General features: G+C 37.0%; 15 protein-coding genes. 14 read left to right on the top strand and 1 reads right to left on the bottom strand.

All coding sequences use genetic code 11. The annotated features are described in order from the left end of the window. Positions 1 to 2: 2 nt before the first annotated feature. From pyrE to moaA, 4 genes are all read left to right on the top strand, one after another. Complete coding sequence (gene pyrE / locus AZF04_RS20900) at positions 3 to 635, top strand: orotate phosphoribosyltransferase (protein ID WP_061947351.1); 633 nt, start codon at positions 3 to 5, stop codon at positions 633 to 635. 403 nt (positions 636 to 1,038) lie between these two features. Next, on the top strand, positions 1,039 to 1,659 hold the full coding sequence (locus AZF04_RS02065; RefSeq protein ID WP_061947350.1) for a DUF2975 domain-containing protein: 621 nt from the start codon (positions 1,039 to 1,041) through the stop codon (positions 1,657 to 1,659). Between the two features lie 15 nt (positions 1,660 to 1,674). Continuing rightward, complete coding sequence (locus AZF04_RS02060; protein WP_045486547.1) at positions 1,675 to 1,890, top strand: helix-turn-helix domain-containing protein; 216 nt, start codon at positions 1,675 to 1,677, stop codon at positions 1,888 to 1,890. A gap of 86 nt (positions 1,891 to 1,976) precedes the next feature. After that, positions 1,977 to 2,999, top strand: coding sequence for a GTP 3',8-cyclase MoaA (gene moaA, locus AZF04_RS02055; protein WP_082795272.1), 1,023 nt, complete (start codon positions 1,977 to 1,979; stop codon positions 2,997 to 2,999). A gap of 93 nt (positions 3,000 to 3,092) precedes the next feature. Here the strand turns inward: moaA and AZF04_RS02050 are convergent, their stop codons facing one another. After that, on the bottom strand, positions 3,093 to 4,811 hold the full coding sequence (locus AZF04_RS02050; RefSeq protein WP_174522652.1) for an Rqc2 family fibronectin-binding protein: 1,719 nt from the start codon (positions 4,809 to 4,811) through the stop codon (positions 3,093 to 3,095). Positions 4,812 to 4,993: 182 nt separating this feature from the next. Between AZF04_RS02050 and AZF04_RS02045 the strand changes: the two genes are divergently transcribed. The 10 genes from AZF04_RS02045 to rsmB all read left to right on the top strand — a co-directional run bounded on the left by AZF04_RS02045 (position 4,994) and on the right by rsmB (position 18,265). Beyond that, positions 4,994 to 7,711, top strand: a complete 2,718-nt coding sequence (locus tag AZF04_RS02045) for a calcium-translocating P-type ATPase, SERCA-type (RefSeq protein WP_061947347.1) — start codon at positions 4,994 to 4,996, stop codon at positions 7,709 to 7,711. A 327-nt stretch (positions 7,712 to 8,038) separates the two neighbouring features. Then, positions 8,039 to 9,844 (top strand): OmpA family protein, encoded by a 1,806-nt coding sequence (locus AZF04_RS02040; RefSeq protein WP_061947346.1) that lies wholly within the window; start codon positions 8,039 to 8,041, stop codon positions 9,842 to 9,844. 195 nt (positions 9,845 to 10,039) lie between these two features. Beyond that, entirely contained in the window at positions 10,040 to 10,924 is an 885-nt protein-coding gene (locus tag AZF04_RS02035) for a YicC/YloC family endoribonuclease (RefSeq protein ID WP_061947345.1), read from the top strand. Positions 10,925 to 11,018: 94 nt separating this feature from the next. Then, complete coding sequence (remA, locus tag AZF04_RS02030; protein WP_045486521.1) at positions 11,019 to 11,282, top strand: extracellular matrix/biofilm regulator RemA; 264 nt, start codon at positions 11,019 to 11,021, stop codon at positions 11,280 to 11,282. A gap of 61 nt (positions 11,283 to 11,343) precedes the next feature. Further along, positions 11,344 to 11,958: a guanylate kinase gene (gmk, locus tag AZF04_RS02025; protein ID WP_061947344.1), complete on the top strand. Its 615-nt coding sequence runs from the start codon at positions 11,344 to 11,346 to the stop codon at positions 11,956 to 11,958. Between the two features lie 2 nt (positions 11,959 to 11,960). Next, entirely contained in the window at positions 11,961 to 12,182 is a 222-nt protein-coding gene (gene rpoZ / locus AZF04_RS02020) for a DNA-directed RNA polymerase subunit omega (RefSeq protein WP_061947343.1), read from the top strand. Between the two features lie 133 nt (positions 12,183 to 12,315). Continuing rightward, the gene (gene coaBC, locus AZF04_RS02015; protein ID WP_412459191.1) at positions 12,316 to 13,548 is read left to right on the top strand and encodes a bifunctional phosphopantothenoylcysteine decarboxylase/phosphopantothenate--cysteine ligase CoaBC; all 1,233 of its coding nucleotides are present in this window, start codon (positions 12,316 to 12,318) and stop codon (positions 13,546 to 13,548) included. After that, complete coding sequence (priA, locus tag AZF04_RS02010; protein WP_061947341.1) at positions 13,545 to 15,956, top strand: primosomal protein N'; 2,412 nt, start codon at positions 13,545 to 13,547, stop codon at positions 15,954 to 15,956. Before coaBC ends, priA begins: the two co-directional genes overlap by 4 nt. A 20-nt stretch (positions 15,957 to 15,976) precedes the next feature. Next, entirely contained in the window at positions 15,977 to 16,909 is a 933-nt protein-coding gene (gene fmt, locus AZF04_RS02005; RefSeq protein WP_061947340.1) for a methionyl-tRNA formyltransferase, read from the top strand. 6 nt (positions 16,910 to 16,915) lie between these two features. Beyond that, positions 16,916 to 18,265 carry a 16S rRNA (cytosine(967)-C(5))-methyltransferase RsmB gene (rsmB, locus tag AZF04_RS02000; RefSeq protein WP_061947339.1) on the top strand — a complete coding sequence of 450 codons (1,350 nt, stop codon included), beginning with the start codon at positions 16,916 to 16,918 and terminating at the stop codon, positions 18,263 to 18,265. Positions 18,266 to 18,314: the final 49 nt, after the last annotated feature.

Raw genomic sequence — 18,314 nt, 5'->3', positions numbered from 1 at the left:
GAATGGAAAAACAAATTGCTAAGCATTTATTAGATATTAAAGCGGTGAGTTTGAGCCCAAATGAGCCATTTATATGGAGCTCTGGCTTACGCTCTCCTATATATTGTGATAATCGTTTAACGATGTCTTATCCTACTGTACGTAAAGAGATTTCTGAAGGTCTAGCACAGTTAGTCAAAGAGCATTTTCCAGAAGCTGAGGTTATTGCCGGGACAGCTACTGCAGGTATTCCACATGCAGCTTGGGTGAGTGAGCATTTAAATTTACCGATGGCTTATATTCGTGGAAAAGCTAAAAAGCATGGCAAGCAAAGCCAAATAGAAGGAAAAATAGAAGCTCAACAAAAGGTCGTCATTGTTGAAGATTTAATTTCAACAGGAGGCAGCTCTATTACTTCAGCGAAAGCTGTTAAAGAGGCAGGTGCTGACGTACTAGGTGTTGTCGCAATCTTTACATATGAATTAGAAAAAGCTCATGAAAACTTTGCACAGGAAAAGTTAGAAACGAAAGTATTATCCAACTATTCGACTTTAGTAGAAGTGGCAAAAGAAAATGGCGTCATTTCCGAAGGTGAGTCGGAAAGGTTATTGCAATGGAGAAAAAATCCAGCCGATGAGTCTTGGATTCAATCATAGAATAGAGAAAAAGGCTGAGACAAAAGTTGCTTATAAAGAAGCTCCTATTGCGAAATTTAAAATTCAAAAATAACGATAGAACCCTCCTTTTTTGCAAAAAGGAGGGTTTTTAGAGCTATGAAAATCGTAGGATAGCGGACACAAGGCACAGAGACGCCAGTGGTCGGTAGTGACCATGACGAAATTCAGGTAGTTCGGAAGCTCTCCATCGGACTCAGAATGTGTTGTGGAAGCGAACATACGGGCACTTAACATGTGTATAGTTCTTCTTTTAATCGTATTGTCACAGCAATTTCTTGTTGAGACATTAACAAATATCATAAAAAAATTATCGATTATCATTAATTTTTTAATGGTAATGAATTAGTAACAGCTTTATACTAAAAACGAAGGGGGGATGAATATGTATCATCGTTCAAAAATGAATACACAACTTTCGAGAATTGTTACGTTATTAAATGTATGTAAAGTACTGATTGCTCTCACTATATTGTTTTTTATAACTATTTTGGTTTGGGGCCTATTTTTGCCTGAGGTTGCATTTACAGCTACAAAGGGAGTGGCGCATTGGGAACTAAATATTGGAATGTTAGGTAGCTTTAGCTTTTCATTATTAGTTCCTTTTTCATTGTTACCAACCTCGATGCCCTATCCTTATATGTTTGAGGTCAAAACGGCTTTTATTACTTATTTGTTAAGCAATCAACTTGTTTACACACCATTACTATTTTATGTGCTTCATTTAGTCACGACATTCATTAATCATATGATGGAGAGTGAAAGTCCTTTTCATTTTGAGGCAGTAGCGCAATTGAAAAGAATAGCTTTCGTAGTAATCGCATATTCAATATTTGGTCTTTTTATGATTAATCTAGCTATTAATATTTTTGTGACACATTCACTAAATATTAGTTTAATGAATCTTCATTATGTGGGCTTATTGATTGGATTATTTTTATTAGCCGTTTACCATCTATTTAGGTATGGTGTATATTTACAGGAAGACGTTGATACGACGTTATAACAGAAGGGAATAATCATGAGTATAATTATTCGTTTAGATCGTGTATTGGCAGAAAGAAAAATGAGGTTGAACGTATTGGCAAATTCTATTGATATTTCAACGGTTAATTTATCAAACTTAAAAACAGGTAAGGTTAAAGCTATAAGATTCTCGACATTAGATGCCATTTGTAAAACCTTAAATTGCCAGCCTGGTGATATACTTGAATATGTAGAAGATGAAAAGGAATAACTCATGTAGCTTAAGATTTGGTATAAATAAATGTATCATAACAAACCGTTTTTCATAGATGGCTGGCTGAAGAAAGGATGAGATGGATGACATTAGAGAAACCCATATATGACCAACGGCTAAGACCTTTAAAGGACTTGCGAATTTCTGTTACGGATCGCTGTAATTTCCGGTGTCACTACTGTATGCCATCAGAGATTTTTGATGAGAATTATCCCTTTTTAAAAAAGGATGAGCTATTAAGCTTTGAAGAAATAACAAGACTGGTTTCATTGTTTTATCAAGTGACTTCTCTACAAAAGCTACGCATAACGGGAGGAGAACCTTTGATGAGGAAGGATGTTGCATCATTAATACATTCTTTATCTCAGGCTACTGGTATCTCAGATATAGCGATGACTACTAACGGCTTTCTACTGCCTTATCATGCGAAATCCTTGAAAAAAGCAGGGTTAAAGAGAGTTACAGTTAGCTTAGATAGCTTAGATAATGAGCGTTTTGGCCGTATAAATGGAAGAGGAATCGGAATAGACCCTGTATTAAAAGGGATGGCGGCAGCAAGTGAGGCAGGTTTAGAAGTGAAGGTCAATATGGTTGTTCAAAAAGGAGTCAATGACCAAGATATCCTTCCGATGGCACAATACTTTCGTGAAAAGGGGTATACGCTTCGATTTATTGAATATATGGATGTAGGCACCTCGAATGGCTGGAAAATGAAAGAAGTCATGACGAAAAAGGAAATCTTTGAAAAAATTAATGAGGTTATGCCATTAGAAGCACAGGAGCCATCCTATTTAGGAGAAGTAGCAACACGTTACAAGTATAAGGGACAAGATGCTGAAATTGGAATCATCTCATCCGTTTCTGATGCATTTTGTGGCTCTTGTACAAGAGCAAGGTTGTCTGTAGAAGGTACCCTATATACCTGTTTATTTGCTTCAAAAGGAACGGAATTTAAAAGTCTTCTAAGAAACCATGCCACCGACGAAGTCATCAAATCAAGAATTATTGAAACATGGCATTTGAGAGATGACCAATATTCGGTAGAAAGAATGTCGAAAAAAAATCATACTACTAACAAAATTGAAATGTCTCATATTGGTGGGTAATCGTTTAATTTTAAAAATAAAAAAAGTGAAATGGAGTAAATTTATTCTCCATTTCACTTTTTTGCTTAGTATGAGAACGAGTGTGCCCTTCTCTTAAGAACGAGACCGTAATGAAAGAATTAAATCTTCATTAGGGGTAACATATAAAGTCGTTTGATTGTCATAGATAACATAGCCGGGTTTGGCACCATTAGGTTTTTTTACATGACGAATCTTTGTATAATCGACAGGAACAGAGCTAGAAAGCTTTGCTTTACTATAAAAGGCAGCTACAGTTGCTGCTTCCTGTAACGTTAATTCATCCGGTTCTGTACTTCGAATGACTACATGAGAGCCTGGTATATCTTTTGTATGAAGCCAAACCTCATCTTGTCTAGCAAATCGGTTTGTAAGATAATCATTTTGCTTATTATTTTTACCGACAAAAAATTCGATTTCGTTTGAAGATACATACCGTTCCAATTGGGGCTTGTGGTCTTTCTTTTTCTTTTTATCACCCTTTTGTTGCCTTTTCCTTATATAACCTTCTTCCATTAATTCTTCTCTAATCTCATCAATGTCAGCAGGTGAAGCACTTTCCATTTGCTGAATAAGCTGTTCAAAGTAGACAATTTCAGATTTCGTCTCTTCAATTTGTGCTTTCACAATGGCCACTGAATTTTTTGCTTTATTATAACGTTTAAAGTAGAGCTGGGCATTTTCAGAAGGAGTTTTTAAAGGTAAAAGATCAATCGTAATAATCTTGCCATCTGGGTCATAATAGTCAACGACATCCACCGATGTATCTCCCTTTTTAACTAAGTGCATATGAGCAGTTAATAGCTCACCTTTTTTTTGGTCATCGGCAGCCTTATCTGCTTGAACCAATGTTTTTTCTAGTTTTTTTATTTTCTTTTTATTTTTTTGATATTCATTCATTAAAAGCTTTTCTAAGTCGTGAGCTTGCTGCTTAACACGGTCTCGTTCAGCTTTTCCATAAAAATATCGGTCGAGCATTTCACTTACGGTTTCAAACTCTTTCTCAGTTCCAGTCAGATGGTTAAGTTCAACGACCGAAAAATACTCTTTATTTTTTGAAAAGATGATTTTAGGACTATATTGATCCGACTTTATCGGATTAACGACTGAAAAGAAAGCATCCATTAAGGATTGTCTATTTACTAGATGAGCTCTATGAATAATTTCTTTTCCAATGAGGGGGGAAAATCCTGCAAATAAAGTGACTAACTGTTGATCCATTTTCCCTGCATTAAAATCAACGCCCTCTAATAAGGTCATCTCTGTTGCCTCAAGTGGATTTTTCTTTTCTTGAGGTGGTGGAAATTTATAAGATTGACCAGGCAGTACGGAACGATAACTACTTTGGGAAAGACTGATATGCTTAATACTGTCTAAAATCATATCTGTTTGTCTATCAATTAAAATAATATTGCTATGCTTCCCCATAATTTCAACGATTAATCTTTTCTTAGTTTCATCTCCTAATTCGTCCTTAGAATGACAATCGATAAAAATCATTCGTTCGGTTCCAAACTGCTCAATTCTTTCAATGATCGCGCCTTCTAAATGCTTTCTGAGTAGCATACAAAACATGGGGGGAGTAGCAGGATTACTATATTTCTCCCTCGTTAGATGAGCACGAGCAAATTGGGCATTTGCTGATAATAATAAAGAATTTGTTTTTCCTTTTGAACGAACAGATAAAATCAGTTCCGTTTTAAAAGGTTGGTATATTTTATTGATTCGACCTGTTGCTAAGGAATCATTTAATTCCTTGACTACAGCTCGGGTCATCATTCCATCAAATGACATGTCATTCACCTCTGTCTAAACAATCTGTTTCTATTTTCGGTTTTAGCTTGTTTCATTTTTTAGGAGAAAACGAATATTGCTACAACGAGTATAGCATGTTTTGGGACAGGTCTGAATATGAATGCATTAGATAGAATCTACATGTCTATAAAAAAGAGAAAAAGGAGACTCGAGGTGAAAAAATGGAATGGTATCGATTAACACAAGAGCAGCTTCAGCAACGGCTTGCTTCTCATAATCAAAACGGACTTACGAACAAGGAAGTTGGAAAACGATTAAAACACTATGGAGAAAATAAATTAGACGAAGGAAAAAAGACTTCCAATCTTGCTTTGTTTTTGTCTCAATTTAAGGACTTTATGGTTTTAGTTTTATTTGCAGCGACGTTTATTTCAGGACTACTAGGAGAATACATTGACGCAATCACGATTATGTTTATTGTGTTATTAAATGGTATTCTCGGATTTTTTCAAGAAAGAAAAGCCGAAAAATCTCTGGATGCATTAAAGGAGCTTTCGGCACCACAGATGAATGTGTTACGAGATGGACAATGGGTTAAGCTTTTGTCTAGTCAAATTGTTCCGGGGGATGTAGTCAAGCTAAAGAGTGGAGTCAGAGTAGGGGCGGATATACGCTTAATATCAACGAGTAGTTTAACGATTGAAGAATCCTCGTTAACAGGAGAGTCAATTCCTGTACAAAAACATCATAATGAGATTGATAAAGAGTCATTAGACATTGCCGACCAAAAAAATATCGCGTTTATGGGGACGCTTGTTACTCAAGGAAATGGTATAGGTGTTGTGGTCGCGACAGGAATGAAAACGGAGATGGGGAAAATTGCTCATCTTTTACAAACAACACCTACCATGGTCACACCATTACAACGCCGTTTAGAGCAGTTAGGTAAAATATTAATTGTGATAGCCTTAATATTGACTGCGTTAGTGGTTGTAGCTGGTGTTTGGCAAGGACATGATCTTTATACGATGTTTCTATCTGGAGTTTCTTTGGCCGTTGCTGCTATACCTGAAGGGTTACCTGCTATCGTAACGGTGGCGCTTGCTTTAGGGGTACAAAGAATGATTAAGAGAAAAGCGATTGTCAGAAAGCTTCCTGCTGTTGAAACATTAGGCTGTGCAACGGTAATTTGCTCAGATAAGACAGGTACCTTGACGCAAAATAATATGACTGTTACGCAAATATGGAGTGGAGGAGAAACGGTCTATATTACAGGGAACGGGTACGAGCCGAGCGGAGAATTTATAGCAAATGGCAAAAGTATTGATATTCGAAGTCAAAAAAGCATGCTAACGCTTTTAAGTTATTCGATTTTATGTAATAATGCAGAGCTACAAAAAAGAGAAGATAAAAAGCCATTACTTAAAAAAAATACAACCAATTATTTTATTGATGGAGATCCAACAGAAGGAGCACTTGTAGTAGCAGGATATAAAGCTGGTTACAGTCGTCAGCTTCTTGACCAAAAATATAAAAGGGAAAGGGAATTTGCCTTTGATTCCACTCGTAAAATGATGAGTGTGATCGTAAAGGATGAAAAAGGAAATCGCTTTGTAATGACAAAGGGTGCACCTGATGTTGTGTTAGGACAGTGTAGCTCTTTAATCTATCAAAATAAAAAAGAAGCACTAACACCGAAGCGAAAAGCTGAGGTGGAAGCGACGCTGACAACCATGGCAAATAAAGCTCTTCGAACCATTGCAGTCGCCTTTCGTCCATTAAATCAAAACGAAACCTTTCAACAAGCATTTGAAGCAGAACGTCAATTAACGTTAATTGGTATACAAGGGATGATCGATCCTCCGAGACCAGAAGTAATCAAGGCGGTTAGAGAGTGTCGAGAAGCCGGTATTAAGACGGTTATGATAACGGGTGATCATCAGCTTACCGCTTGTTCAATTGCTAAAGAAATTGGGATACTATCCAAATATGGAAAGTCTTTAACAGGAAAAGAGCTTGCCTTCATGAGTGATCATGAATTATCACAAGTGGTTGATCAGGTGGATGTTTACGCAAGAGTAACACCAGAGCATAAATTAAGAATCGTGAAGGCTCTCCAGAAAAATGGCCATATTGTTGCGATGACAGGAGACGGAGTCAATGACGCTCCTGCTATTAAGGCAGCAAATATAGGAATCGCAATGGGGATTACAGGAACCGATGTTGCCAAGGAAGCCTCAGCCTTGATTTTAAGCGATGACAATTTTTCAACAATCAAAGAAGCGATCAAAGAAGGAAGAAATATTTACGAAAATATCCGAAAGTTTATTCGGTATATGCTAGCGTCCAATGTTGGTGAAATATTAGTGATGCTTTTTGCGATGCTACTCGGAATGCCGCTACCTTTAGTAGCTATCCAAATACTTTGGATAAACTTAGTAACAGATGGATTACCTGCCTTAGCCTTAGGAATGGATCAGCCTGAAGGAGATGTCATGAAAAGAAAGCCTAGAAGCCCATCCGAAGGAATCTTTGCAAGAGGGCTTGCTTGGAAGATAGTCAGTCGAGGTATCATGATCGGAATTGTAACCTTGGTGGCCTTTGCCGTCACTTTATCGGCACATCCAGATGACTTAATAAGAGCACAAACGGTAGCATTTGCTACACTGGTGATGGCTCAGCTTATCCATGTTTTTGATTGTAGAAGTGAATATTCAGTCTATCATCGTAATCCTTTTGAAAATCGTTACTTAGTTGGGGCGGTATTGATTTCCGTTATCCTTATGCTCATCGTATTGTATTATCCACCATTACAAACGATTTTCCACACCGTTACGCTCAACTTTAGAGAATGGTTGCTTATTTTAGCAATGGCTGCCATACCGACGGTCGTATTAGGTGGCTTCCAATTATTAAGAAAACCGACAGTAAAAGAATGAACTCTATAAGAACCAAACTTTATAAGAACCAAACTTTAGTGGGTAGGCTCATCGCTTGATGATTTTGCCCACTATTTTTTTATAAATGGAGAATTACGACTTAAAAAGCTTATAAAGGGCATTAGTCATTTCCACTGTGCTAATCATTAACATTTTGGTTGTTGGAGATTTAGTCATTTTTATGAATTTAGTCTTAAGAATAAAGTCTATTGTAAAATGTTGTAAATTTATTTATGATCATTAAGGTAATAAATTACATATTGTTTCATGTTATCGTTTTTTAGATTTAGTAGGGGTTGTTGATTTAGTTGTTAAGGAGATGTTCATATGAAAAAGCGATTATGGATCGTTCCTGCTTTTACATTGCTTTTGGTTGCTTGTTCAAGTGACGATATTACGATAGAGCAACATGAGTTACCGGAAGAATTAAAAAGTGAGGAAGAAGTAGAGGAAGTAGAAGAAGCTGAACGACTAACAGCATCGGAAGAAAATAAAGAAAAAGAGATTGAAAATGACAATCCTTCGGAAAACTCGGTCGTCCATCGAGAGACATTTGAGCGTGAAGGGGGCGAGGTAGAAATAGAAGTAGCTGTTCATCCTATTGAAATAGAAGGTGAACTGGCTTTATTGACGGTTGATTTTCAAAAGATTAGTGGTAATGAACGGATTAATTTAGAGGATATGATTCATCATCCACCTTCGTATAGAACTCATAGCCTTAATAGAGGAAATCCGTTTGAACGACTCGGTTATCAAATGAGGTTACTAGATCCCGTTCAATATACCGTATCGCACACATTATTCTTTCAAGATTATAAGGAAGATCATCAAGGTGAGCAATATTTGGCAACGAATGCCATTACAGGTGAACGGATTGATGAACGTGCATTTAAAGAGGGAGAGGTTGTAACTTATTCGGCGATTTTTAATGCACCAGTCGAAGATACTGTCCATGTTTTAATTGAAAGCTTTGATCTGATTTCTTCAGTACCGGTGATAGAATCTGAAAATGTAAGAAAGCAAGCTCAAGAGTTTCTAGAGGGAAATATAACCGAGGATTTAGCTATAAGCTTAGATGATTTAGAAAAACAAGTGTATCCTCTGCAAACGTATCATGAAAGTATTGAGCTTCCTGTTGGAACGTTAGTTGAAGAAGAACAAGCAACGATCACGTTAGATTCGGATGTGCTATTTGCCATCGATTCTTCAGAGTTACAAAGCGAGTCTCATGAAATTTTAGAAGCAGCGGCTAAGGAGTTAAGCCGTGTAGACAGTGGTGAATTATTTATTGTTGGTCACACGGATAATAACGGTACAGATGAATATAACCAAACCTTGTCTGAAGAACGAGCAAAGTCAGTTCGAGACCATTTAGCCGAAATTGTCGACTTGACTTCTTTTGAGAGTGTAAAAATTGAAGGTCGCTCCTTCCACGAGCCGATAGTTTCTAATGATAGTGAGGAAGGACAGGCGTTGAATCGACGCGTGGAATTTTTATTTACACCACCAGCTAATTTAGTAGAAATAGTAGAAGAAAAAACAGAAATACCAGATAGCCTAGGAGCGGTGATGGAGTATGAAACTGGTAAAATGCTAGAAGTTGAATATCTTGACCGCTATCCATATGGTATTTCAATTGATTCTTTAACAAGGTTAGACGGATTTATCATTGGTCGACTTCGAATTCATAATACAGACGATAATACAGCTTATATCCCTCATTTAATGAATTCAGGTCTTGGGCATGGAGGTAGAGGCTTTCATGTTGGTGAGGATGTTCTTACAAGCGGTGGAATGTTAGATCATAATGATGCAAATGGGGTTACGTTACTGTATGGAGATCAACGTATTTTTCCAATTGACTATTGGGCGCTTACGGTTAATGATCGTCAAGAGCTTGGTCAAAAAGAGCTCGCTCCACTAGTAAGTCGTAATGTCAAGCTTGGTGTTGGAAATAACCTTGACTTAGATGATTCTATTGTAGTAACGGTTATTTGGCCGGATGTGCCAGCAGATGTGATAACCCTCGATAAGGCTCCTACGCAAAACTATCAGGGTAACCTACATTATTCGATTGGTTCTCTTGTACCTTGGCGCATAACAGATGTCCCAATTCAAGAATATAAAGAGTGAACATTAAGCGATAAAGAGTTTGAATACATTGCTCACTTAAATGATAAAAATCGGTGTGACTTTAAAAAAAGTAAAGTTCATCGGTTTTTTGCGTTGAATATTAAGGTACATTCAATAGCGATTCTTCGGTCTACATAATCAAGACTTGTTGGTCACTCTAAAATTAGGTAAAATAAAGAAGTGGATGTGATACATATGGTAAAAAGTATGACAGGTTATGGTCAAGCTCATTTTTCTCATGATGATTTTTCCATTGAAGTCGAGATTCGCAGTGTGAATCATCGTTTTTTTGAGTGCAACAATATGAAGTTGCCACGTAGATTCATTTATCTGGAAGATGCGATTCGAAAAAAAGTGCGGGATAAGGTGCAACGGGGGAAATTAGATATCTATATTAATGTAGAGGGAAATCATCTAATTACTAAAAAACTAGAAGTGAATTGGTCATTTTTAGAGCACTATCTTCAAACCGCTCAATCGATAAGCGATTATGCCAAGATTTCTTCATCATTAAATCTTCAGCAACTAATGAACAATGATCAAATTGTTACATTACAAGAAACGACTGAAGAAATTTTAGGGCTAGAGGATAGCTTGCTTCAAACGGTCGAAAAAGCGTGTGTGCAATTAGACCAAATGAGGCAGAAGGAAGGATTTTCTATCGAGCAGCATTTTCAAGAACTATTAATGAGTCTCAACCAAAGTATAGAGAAGATTGACGATTTATCACCTGACATGGTTCAGCAACAAAAAGTAAAATTTCAAAAACGGGTAGAAGAGTTAATGAATGTGGAACATAACCTGGATGAGGCAAGGCTATTTACTGAAATTGGTATAATGGCTGATAAGTGTGATATTAGTGAAGAAATATCAAGACTTCGCTCTCATCATAAACAATTTGTTGATAGCTTGCAGAGTCAAAGCCCTATTGGTAGAAAGTTAGACTTTTTAGTGCAGGAGCTCAATCGAGAAGCCAATACGCTAGGGGCAAAGGCTACAGATATCCAAATAAAACAGCAGGTCGTCTTACTTAAAAGTCTCATTGAAAAAACCAAGGAGCAAGTACAAAATATTGAATAAAGCTAGAAATACAAACAAATATCGTATATAGTTACAGTAGTTTGGATAAAAATGAGGAGAGTGAGAAGGCTCTTTTTAAGTGGAGGATTTGAGCATGAATATAAAACTAATAAATATTGGATTTGGAAATATTGTATCAGCTAATCGAATCATTTCTATTGTAAGTCCGGAATCTGCACCTATAAAAAGAATTATTCAGGATGCACGAGATCGGAATATGTTAATAGATGCTACATATGGCCGAAGAACAAGAGCCGTTATTATTGCCGATAGCGATCATGTTATTTTAAGTGCCGTTCAACCAGAAACAGTTGCTCAGAGGCTATCCACTAAAGAAGATAGTAATGAAGATGCATAGTTAATATTGTTATTGATACGTGGGGAAAATTCCCTCACATGAGAAAGGGTAGGAGGTTTCAATGGAAAAAGAAAAAGGATTATTGATTGTTTTGTCAGGTCCTGCAGGAGTAGGAAAAGGAACGGTTTGTGGGGCACTGAGAAAAGAGCAAACCAATATCCAGTATTCAGTATCTGCAACAACAAGGCAGCCACGCAAAGGTGAAGTAGATGGAGTGAATTATTTCTTTAAAGAGAAAGAAGAATTTGAAGAAATGATTAAAAACCAAGAGCTGTTAGAGTGGGCTGAATACGTAGGGAATTATTATGGCACACCTATTGACTATGTTCGTCAAACATTAGATCAAGGCGATGACATTATTTTAGAAATAGAAGTTCAAGGAGCCTCAAAGGTTCGAGATCGTTTTCCAGAAGGGATTTTTATTTTTTTAATGCCTCCAAGTTTAGTGGAATTACGAAATCGAATTGTCGGAAGAGGCACGGAAACCGAGGACGTCATTGACAAACGTATGACGGTGGCAAAAGAAGAGATAGAGATGATGAAACGATATGATTATGTCGTTGAAAATGATGAAGTCGCTCTTGCGGTTGAACGGATAAAAGCAATCGTAACCGCAGAGCATTGTAAAAGAGAGCGTTTGTTCGAAAAATATAAACAATTAGTGGAGGTTCAATAAATATGTTATATCCTTCAATTGATTCCTTAATGGATAAATTAGATTCTAAATATACACTAGTAACGGTTTCTTCTAAACGTGCAAGAGAGATGAAAGAAAATGTATCTAGAGGTCCGCTTGTGAATAAGCCGCAATCTTATAAACCAGTAGGATTAGCGCTAGAAGAAATTATTCAAGAAAACCTACGTTTTGAGCGTAATGAATTAATCAGTGAAGACGAATAAAATGCGAAGCAACCTATTTTGAATGAGATAGGTTGCTTTCTTTCGTAAGTTTTGTATGAAAGATACCGTATAAATTGATCCAAGCGTTTAGAATGTTAATAAGAAATGAATTATGGTATTTTGAAAAAAAGAGGTGAGAGAGTTGTTAAAAGGTCAAAAGATTGTTCTTGGTGTGTGTGGTGGGATTGCTGCCTATAAAGCAGCTGCGTTAACAAGTAAGCTAATACAAGCAGGAGCTAATGTAAAGGTCATTATGACGAAATCAGCGACAGAGTTTATAACCCCTTTAACTTTTCAAGCTTTGTCACGACATGAGGTTTATACTGACACCTTTATTGAACCTAAAGCTTCTGAAATCGCTCATATTGAATTAGCGGATTGGGCTGATAAAATCATCATTGCTCCAGCAACCGCTAACTTAATAGCAAAGCTAGCTAATGGATTGGCTGATGATATGCTTACGACTACGCTATTAGCGACAAAGGCTCCGGTATATATAGCACCTGCTATGAATGTAAATATGTATAATCATAAAGCTGTGCAGCGAAATATGACCACATTAAAAGAGGATGGAGTCATTTTTATCGATGCTGATGAAGGATTCCTAGCCTGTGGCTGGGTAGGCAAAGGTCGTTTAGCAGAACCGGAGGATATCGTTGAATTCCTTGAAGAAGAAACAGCAAGGAACTTAGCTCAGCATAACGAAATTTATAATCGTAACATTCTTATAACGGCAGGTCCTACACAAGAACAAATCGACCCTGCACGTTATTTTACGAATTATTCATCTGGAAAGATGGGATATGCTTTGGCAAAGGCTGCTCGCAGTCTAGGTGGAAAGGTTACGTTAATTTCTGGGCCTTCCTCTCAAACTCCACCAAAAGGAGTATCATTCATCTCGGTAACTTCAGCTCAAGACATGCTAGAGGCCGTGCAGTCTCATAGTCAAGACTCAGATATTATTATTAAGTCAGCTGCAGTGGCAGATTATAAGCCTATTCAGACATTACAGCAAAAGCAGAAGAAGAAAATGTCTAACTGGTCAATAGAAATGGAAAAAACAACAGATATTTTAGCAGCATTAGGCAATCAAAAACAAGAAGGACAAATCCTAGTAGGTTTTGCTGCTGAAACGGATCAGGTTGAACAATATGCAAGGGGCAAGCTAGAGAAAAAGCATTTAGATATGATAGTAGCCAACCAAATCGGACAAGAAGGAACTGGTTTTCATAGTGATTCTAACGAAGTATTAATATTAACAAAAGATGAACGTCAAAAACGTGTTTCAAAAGCACCAAAATTAGAAATCGCATATGAAATATTAAATGAAATCTCTCATTATATCGTAAGGAATGGTTCTAGATGATTGCAAGAGTAATTGTCGATGTACCAAGTGCCCAAACAAACCGATTGTTTGATTATCTGGTCCCAAAAGAATGGGATCCATTTCTTCAAGTAGGTATGAGAGTGATTGTTCCCTTTGGTCCACGAACGGTTCAAGGATTTATTATGGAAATTACATCTAATAGCGAGCTGAACAAATTAAAGCCAATTCTTGAATTACAAGACCATGAACCAGTTTTGACTGAAGAGCTAATAGATGTTGGAAAATGGGTAGCTGAACAGACGTTATGTTACCAAATATCGGCCTTTCAAGTTATGCTACCCGCAGCCTTAAAAACGAAAGTAAAAAAAGAGTGGACTCTTAAGAATCAGCCTCAATCACTGCCTATATTTATCCAAACACTCTTTCTAGATACTTCTGTTCTTACCATAGACCATTTAAAAGGCTTGACGAAACAAGAAAAAATTGAGTTTCAAACACTTATTCTGGAAGGGAAAATAGAAGAGAGTTATCAATTAAAAAATCGTGCAAATAAAAAAATGAAAAAATGGATTTCTCTCAACCCTTCCTCTGATAGTTTAGAGGGAATGAATAATCAGATTCCTAAAGGAGCTAAAAAACAACAGCTTCTTTTGACTGCTTTAATGGAAAGACAAGCTCCCATTTCAAAAGAGGAAATTTTGACAAAGCTTAAATTTGGACGTCAGACTTTGAATGCTTTATTGGATAAAAAGTTACTGATAGAGGTAGAAGAGGAAGTATATCGCGAGGCGATGAAAGGTTTAACGATACAACAATCGAAACCTTTAAAGCTAACGGAAATGCAGGGAAATAGCTTGCTTCCTATTCTTGAAGCTATTGAACAAACAAAGCATGAAACCTTTTTACTTCACGGTGTGACCGGTAGTGGGAAAACAGAAATTTATTTACAAGCTATAGCTGAAGTGATTGAGAAGGGAAAACAAGCGATTATGCTCGTGCCTGAAATATCACTTACACCACAAATGGTCCAGAGATTTAAAGGTCGCTTTGGCGAATGGGTAGCTGTTCTACATTCAGGGTTGTCAGTAGGAGAGAAATATGATGAATGGAGAAAAATCGAACGGCAGGAAGTGAAGGTTGTCGTAGGAGCGAGGTCAGCGATTTTTGCCCCGTTTAACAATATTGGTGTTATTATCATCGACGAAGAGCATGAAACGAGCTATAAACAAGAGGATCATCCTAAATACCATGCTCGTGAGGTTGCGAAGTATAGAGCCCAAACCTATCAGTGTCCGGTAATTTTAGGGAGTGCCACCCCTTCTTTAGAATCTTACGCAAGAGCCAAAAAAGGAGTTTATACTTTACTAAAATTAAATGAACGTGTTAAAAATCAACCGTTGCCAAAGGTAGAAATGATCGATATGCGGGAAGAATTAAGGAATGGCAATCGTTCGATGTTTTCGCAAGTCTTAATGGAAGAAATGAAAATTCGCCTTCAAAAAAAAGAACAAATGGTTTTATTTTTAAATAGAAGAGGTCACTCTACCTTTGTGATGTGTCGAGATTGTGGTCATGTCGAAATGTGTGAGCATTGTGATGTTTCATTAACCTACCATCGTAACCAAAATCGATTAAAATGTCATTATTGTGGCAATGAGCATATCATGCCTAACACTTGCTCTTCCTGTGGAAGTGAGCATATTCGTTTTTTTGGCTCTGGAACCCAAAAGGTAGAAGAAGAGCTAACGAAAGTATTGCCGGAGGCAAAAGTGATAAGAATGGATGTTGATACAACAAGTAAAAAGGGCTCCCATCAAAAGCTATTAGAAGCGTTTGAGAGGAAAGAAGCAGATATTTTACTTGGTACTCAAATGATTGCGAAAGGTCTAGATTTCCCTGCGATTACTTTAGTTGGCGTATTATCAGCAGATTCGATGCTACATCTTCCTGATTTTCGCTCGGCGGAAAGAACGTTTCAACTTCTTGAACAGGTTAGTGGTAGAGCAGGTAGACATGAGCTTCCAGGTCAAGTGGTGATTCAATCATACAATCCGGAACATTATAGTAATGAACTCGTTCAAACTCATGATTATGAGAAATTTTTTGAAATTGAAATGGGTCAGAGAAAACAAGTGGGGTATCCTCCCTATTATTTTATGGTACTCATCAATATTTCCCATTCTGAATTAACTCAGGTCATTTCAACCTCAGAAAAAATCGTTGATATTTTAAAAAGAGAGCTTTCATCTACGACCATCATTTTAGGTCCTGTCGTATCTCCTCTTGCTAAGATAAAAGATAGATATCGCTATCAATGTTTGATAAAATACAAAAATGAACCAAAGTTAATGAGTGTTCTACATACTATTCAAGAGCATTTTATGAATAGAATTAACTCAGGTCATCTTCAAGTACAAATAGATTTAAACCCTTATACATTTATGTAGGTTGAAAGGTCGTGTTCAATATGAAAATCGTATTTATGGGAACGCCTGATTTCTCCGTTCCTATTTTACATACATTAGTCGATCATTATGAGGTAGTTGCGGTGGTGACACAGCCCGATCGACCAGTAGGAAGAAAAAAATTAATGACACCCCCTCCTGTAAAAAAAGCTGCAATCGAGCTAGGAATCCCAACCTTGCAGCCAGAAAAAATTCGTGAAATGAACGAATTAGAAAAGTTATTTTCGTACGAACCAGACTTAATTATTACGGCTGCCTATGGTCAACTATTACCAAAAGCATTACTTGATTATCCTAAGCACGGATGCATTAATGTTCATGCTTCTCTTCTTCCTCAATATCGAGGAGGAGCACCGATTCATCAAGCGGTCATTGATGGTGAGTCCAAAACCGGTGTAACGATTATGTATATGGTTGAAAAATTAGATGCAGGTGATATGCTCAGTCAAATTGAAGTTCCGATATTAGAGAATGATTCGGTTGGTTCTGTACATGATAAATTAAGTTTAGCTGGTCGAGATCTTCTAATGGACACCTTACCCCAATTATTAGAGGGAAAAATAGAGCCTGAAAAACAGGACGAAAAAAAGGTTACATTTGCTAAAAATATTTCTAGGGACATGGAGAGAATAGATTGGAGCCGATCAGGTGAAGCGCTCTATAACCAAATAAGAGGACTAAATCCTTGGCCTGTGGCTTTTACAACATTAGAACAAAAGCCTTTAAAAGTATGGTGGTCTGAGAAAGTCGTTTTGACAAAAAAAGGCGAACCAGGTGAAATTATCTCTATTGAAAAAGATGGTTTCATTGTTGCAACAGGCAATGATGTTTCATTGAAATTAACTGAAATTCAACCAGCAGGAAAGAAGAGAATGAATGCAGAATCCTTCATAAGAGGGGCAAATTTGATGGTGGGCCAAAAGCTAGGAGATTGATAAAGTATGACACAAAAAAAAGTAAGAGAATGGGCGCTTGACTTATTGTTACAAGTAGAAGAAGAGAAAGCGTATAGTAATTTATTATTAAATGAAACCATTAATAAAAGTCAATTAAATCAAAAGGATATTGGTTTATTAACGGAGCTTGTGTATGGCACTATTCAGCGTAAAATGAGCTTAAATTATTTTCTTACACCATTTGTTAAGGATGGCCTAGAAACGATAGAAGTATGGGTCAAAACATTGCTGCAAATGTCTCTTTATCAAATGGTATATTTAGATAAAATTCCGGAGCGAGCCGTTATTCATGAAGCGGTCGATATAGCGAGAAAGAAAGGTCATGAAGGGATTGGCTCATTCGTTAACGGCGTTTTGCGTTCAGTGCAAAGGCAAGGAGTACCAACGTTCGATAGTATTAAAAATGAGAACAAACGATTAGCGATCCAATACAGTACACCTAAATGGCTTGTGCGAAGGTGGATTGAACAGTTTGGAGTTTCCGAAAGTATTCAAATTATGGAGGAAAGTCTAAAGCCACCGCATGTTACGATTCGGGTCAATGCTATCAAAACAAATCGAGAACAATTAATGGAACAATTAGAGAAAGAAGGAGTTTTGACGGTTAAAGGAGAATTATCTCCTGACGCATTAATCGTTAAAGAAGGACAGGTCTTTTCAACAAGCGCCTATAAAGATGGTTTATTTACTGCTCAGGATGAAAGTTCGATGCTTGTCGCTAGAGCATTATCACCTAATGAGGATGATCATGTCTTAGATGCTTGTGCTGCTCCTGGTGGAAAATCTACTCATTTAGCTGAGAGAATGAACAATAAAGGAAAAGTATTAGCGATCGATTTACATGAGCATAAAGTTAGACTCATTAGCAATCAGTCCAGACGTCTCCAGCTATCCATTGTGGAGGCTGTAAGTATGGATGTAAGAGAATTGATCAATAGCTATCAAGAACAAAGCTTTGACAAAATTTTAGTGGACGCCCCATGTACGGGTTTCGGGGTGCTGAAAAGAAAGCCAGATATTAAATGGTCTAAAAAAGAGCAGGATATCGTTGAAATGTCAAAAATTCAAGCGTCTATTTTGGATAAAGTCGCTCCACTTTTAAAAAAGGGTGGTCAGCTTGTCTATAGTACCTGTACAATTGATCAGGAAGAAAACGAGCTACAAATGAAATCATTTTTACAGAAGAATTCCGATTTTACATGGGATGAAACATTGGAAGAAAGAATGCCTGAAAAGCTTAAACAAACAGCTTGCAACCAAAAAGGAAGGCTATTAATTCTTCCTCAAGATTTTCAAACAGATGGGTTCTTTATTGCTAGCTTATTAAAGCGTTAATATCAACTTATGCTTAGAGTTTGATAGAGAAAGGGACAGGTGAAAGCGG

Origin of the sequence: Alkalihalobacillus trypoxylicola, assembly GCF_001590785.1 — a bacterium.
Lineage (GTDB): Bacteria > Bacillota > Bacilli > Bacillales > Bacillaceae_D > Alkalihalobacillus > Alkalihalobacillus trypoxylicola.
The sequence above is the reverse complement of the archived record's forward strand: the minus strand, read 5'-3'. Positions and strand labels throughout refer to the sequence as shown.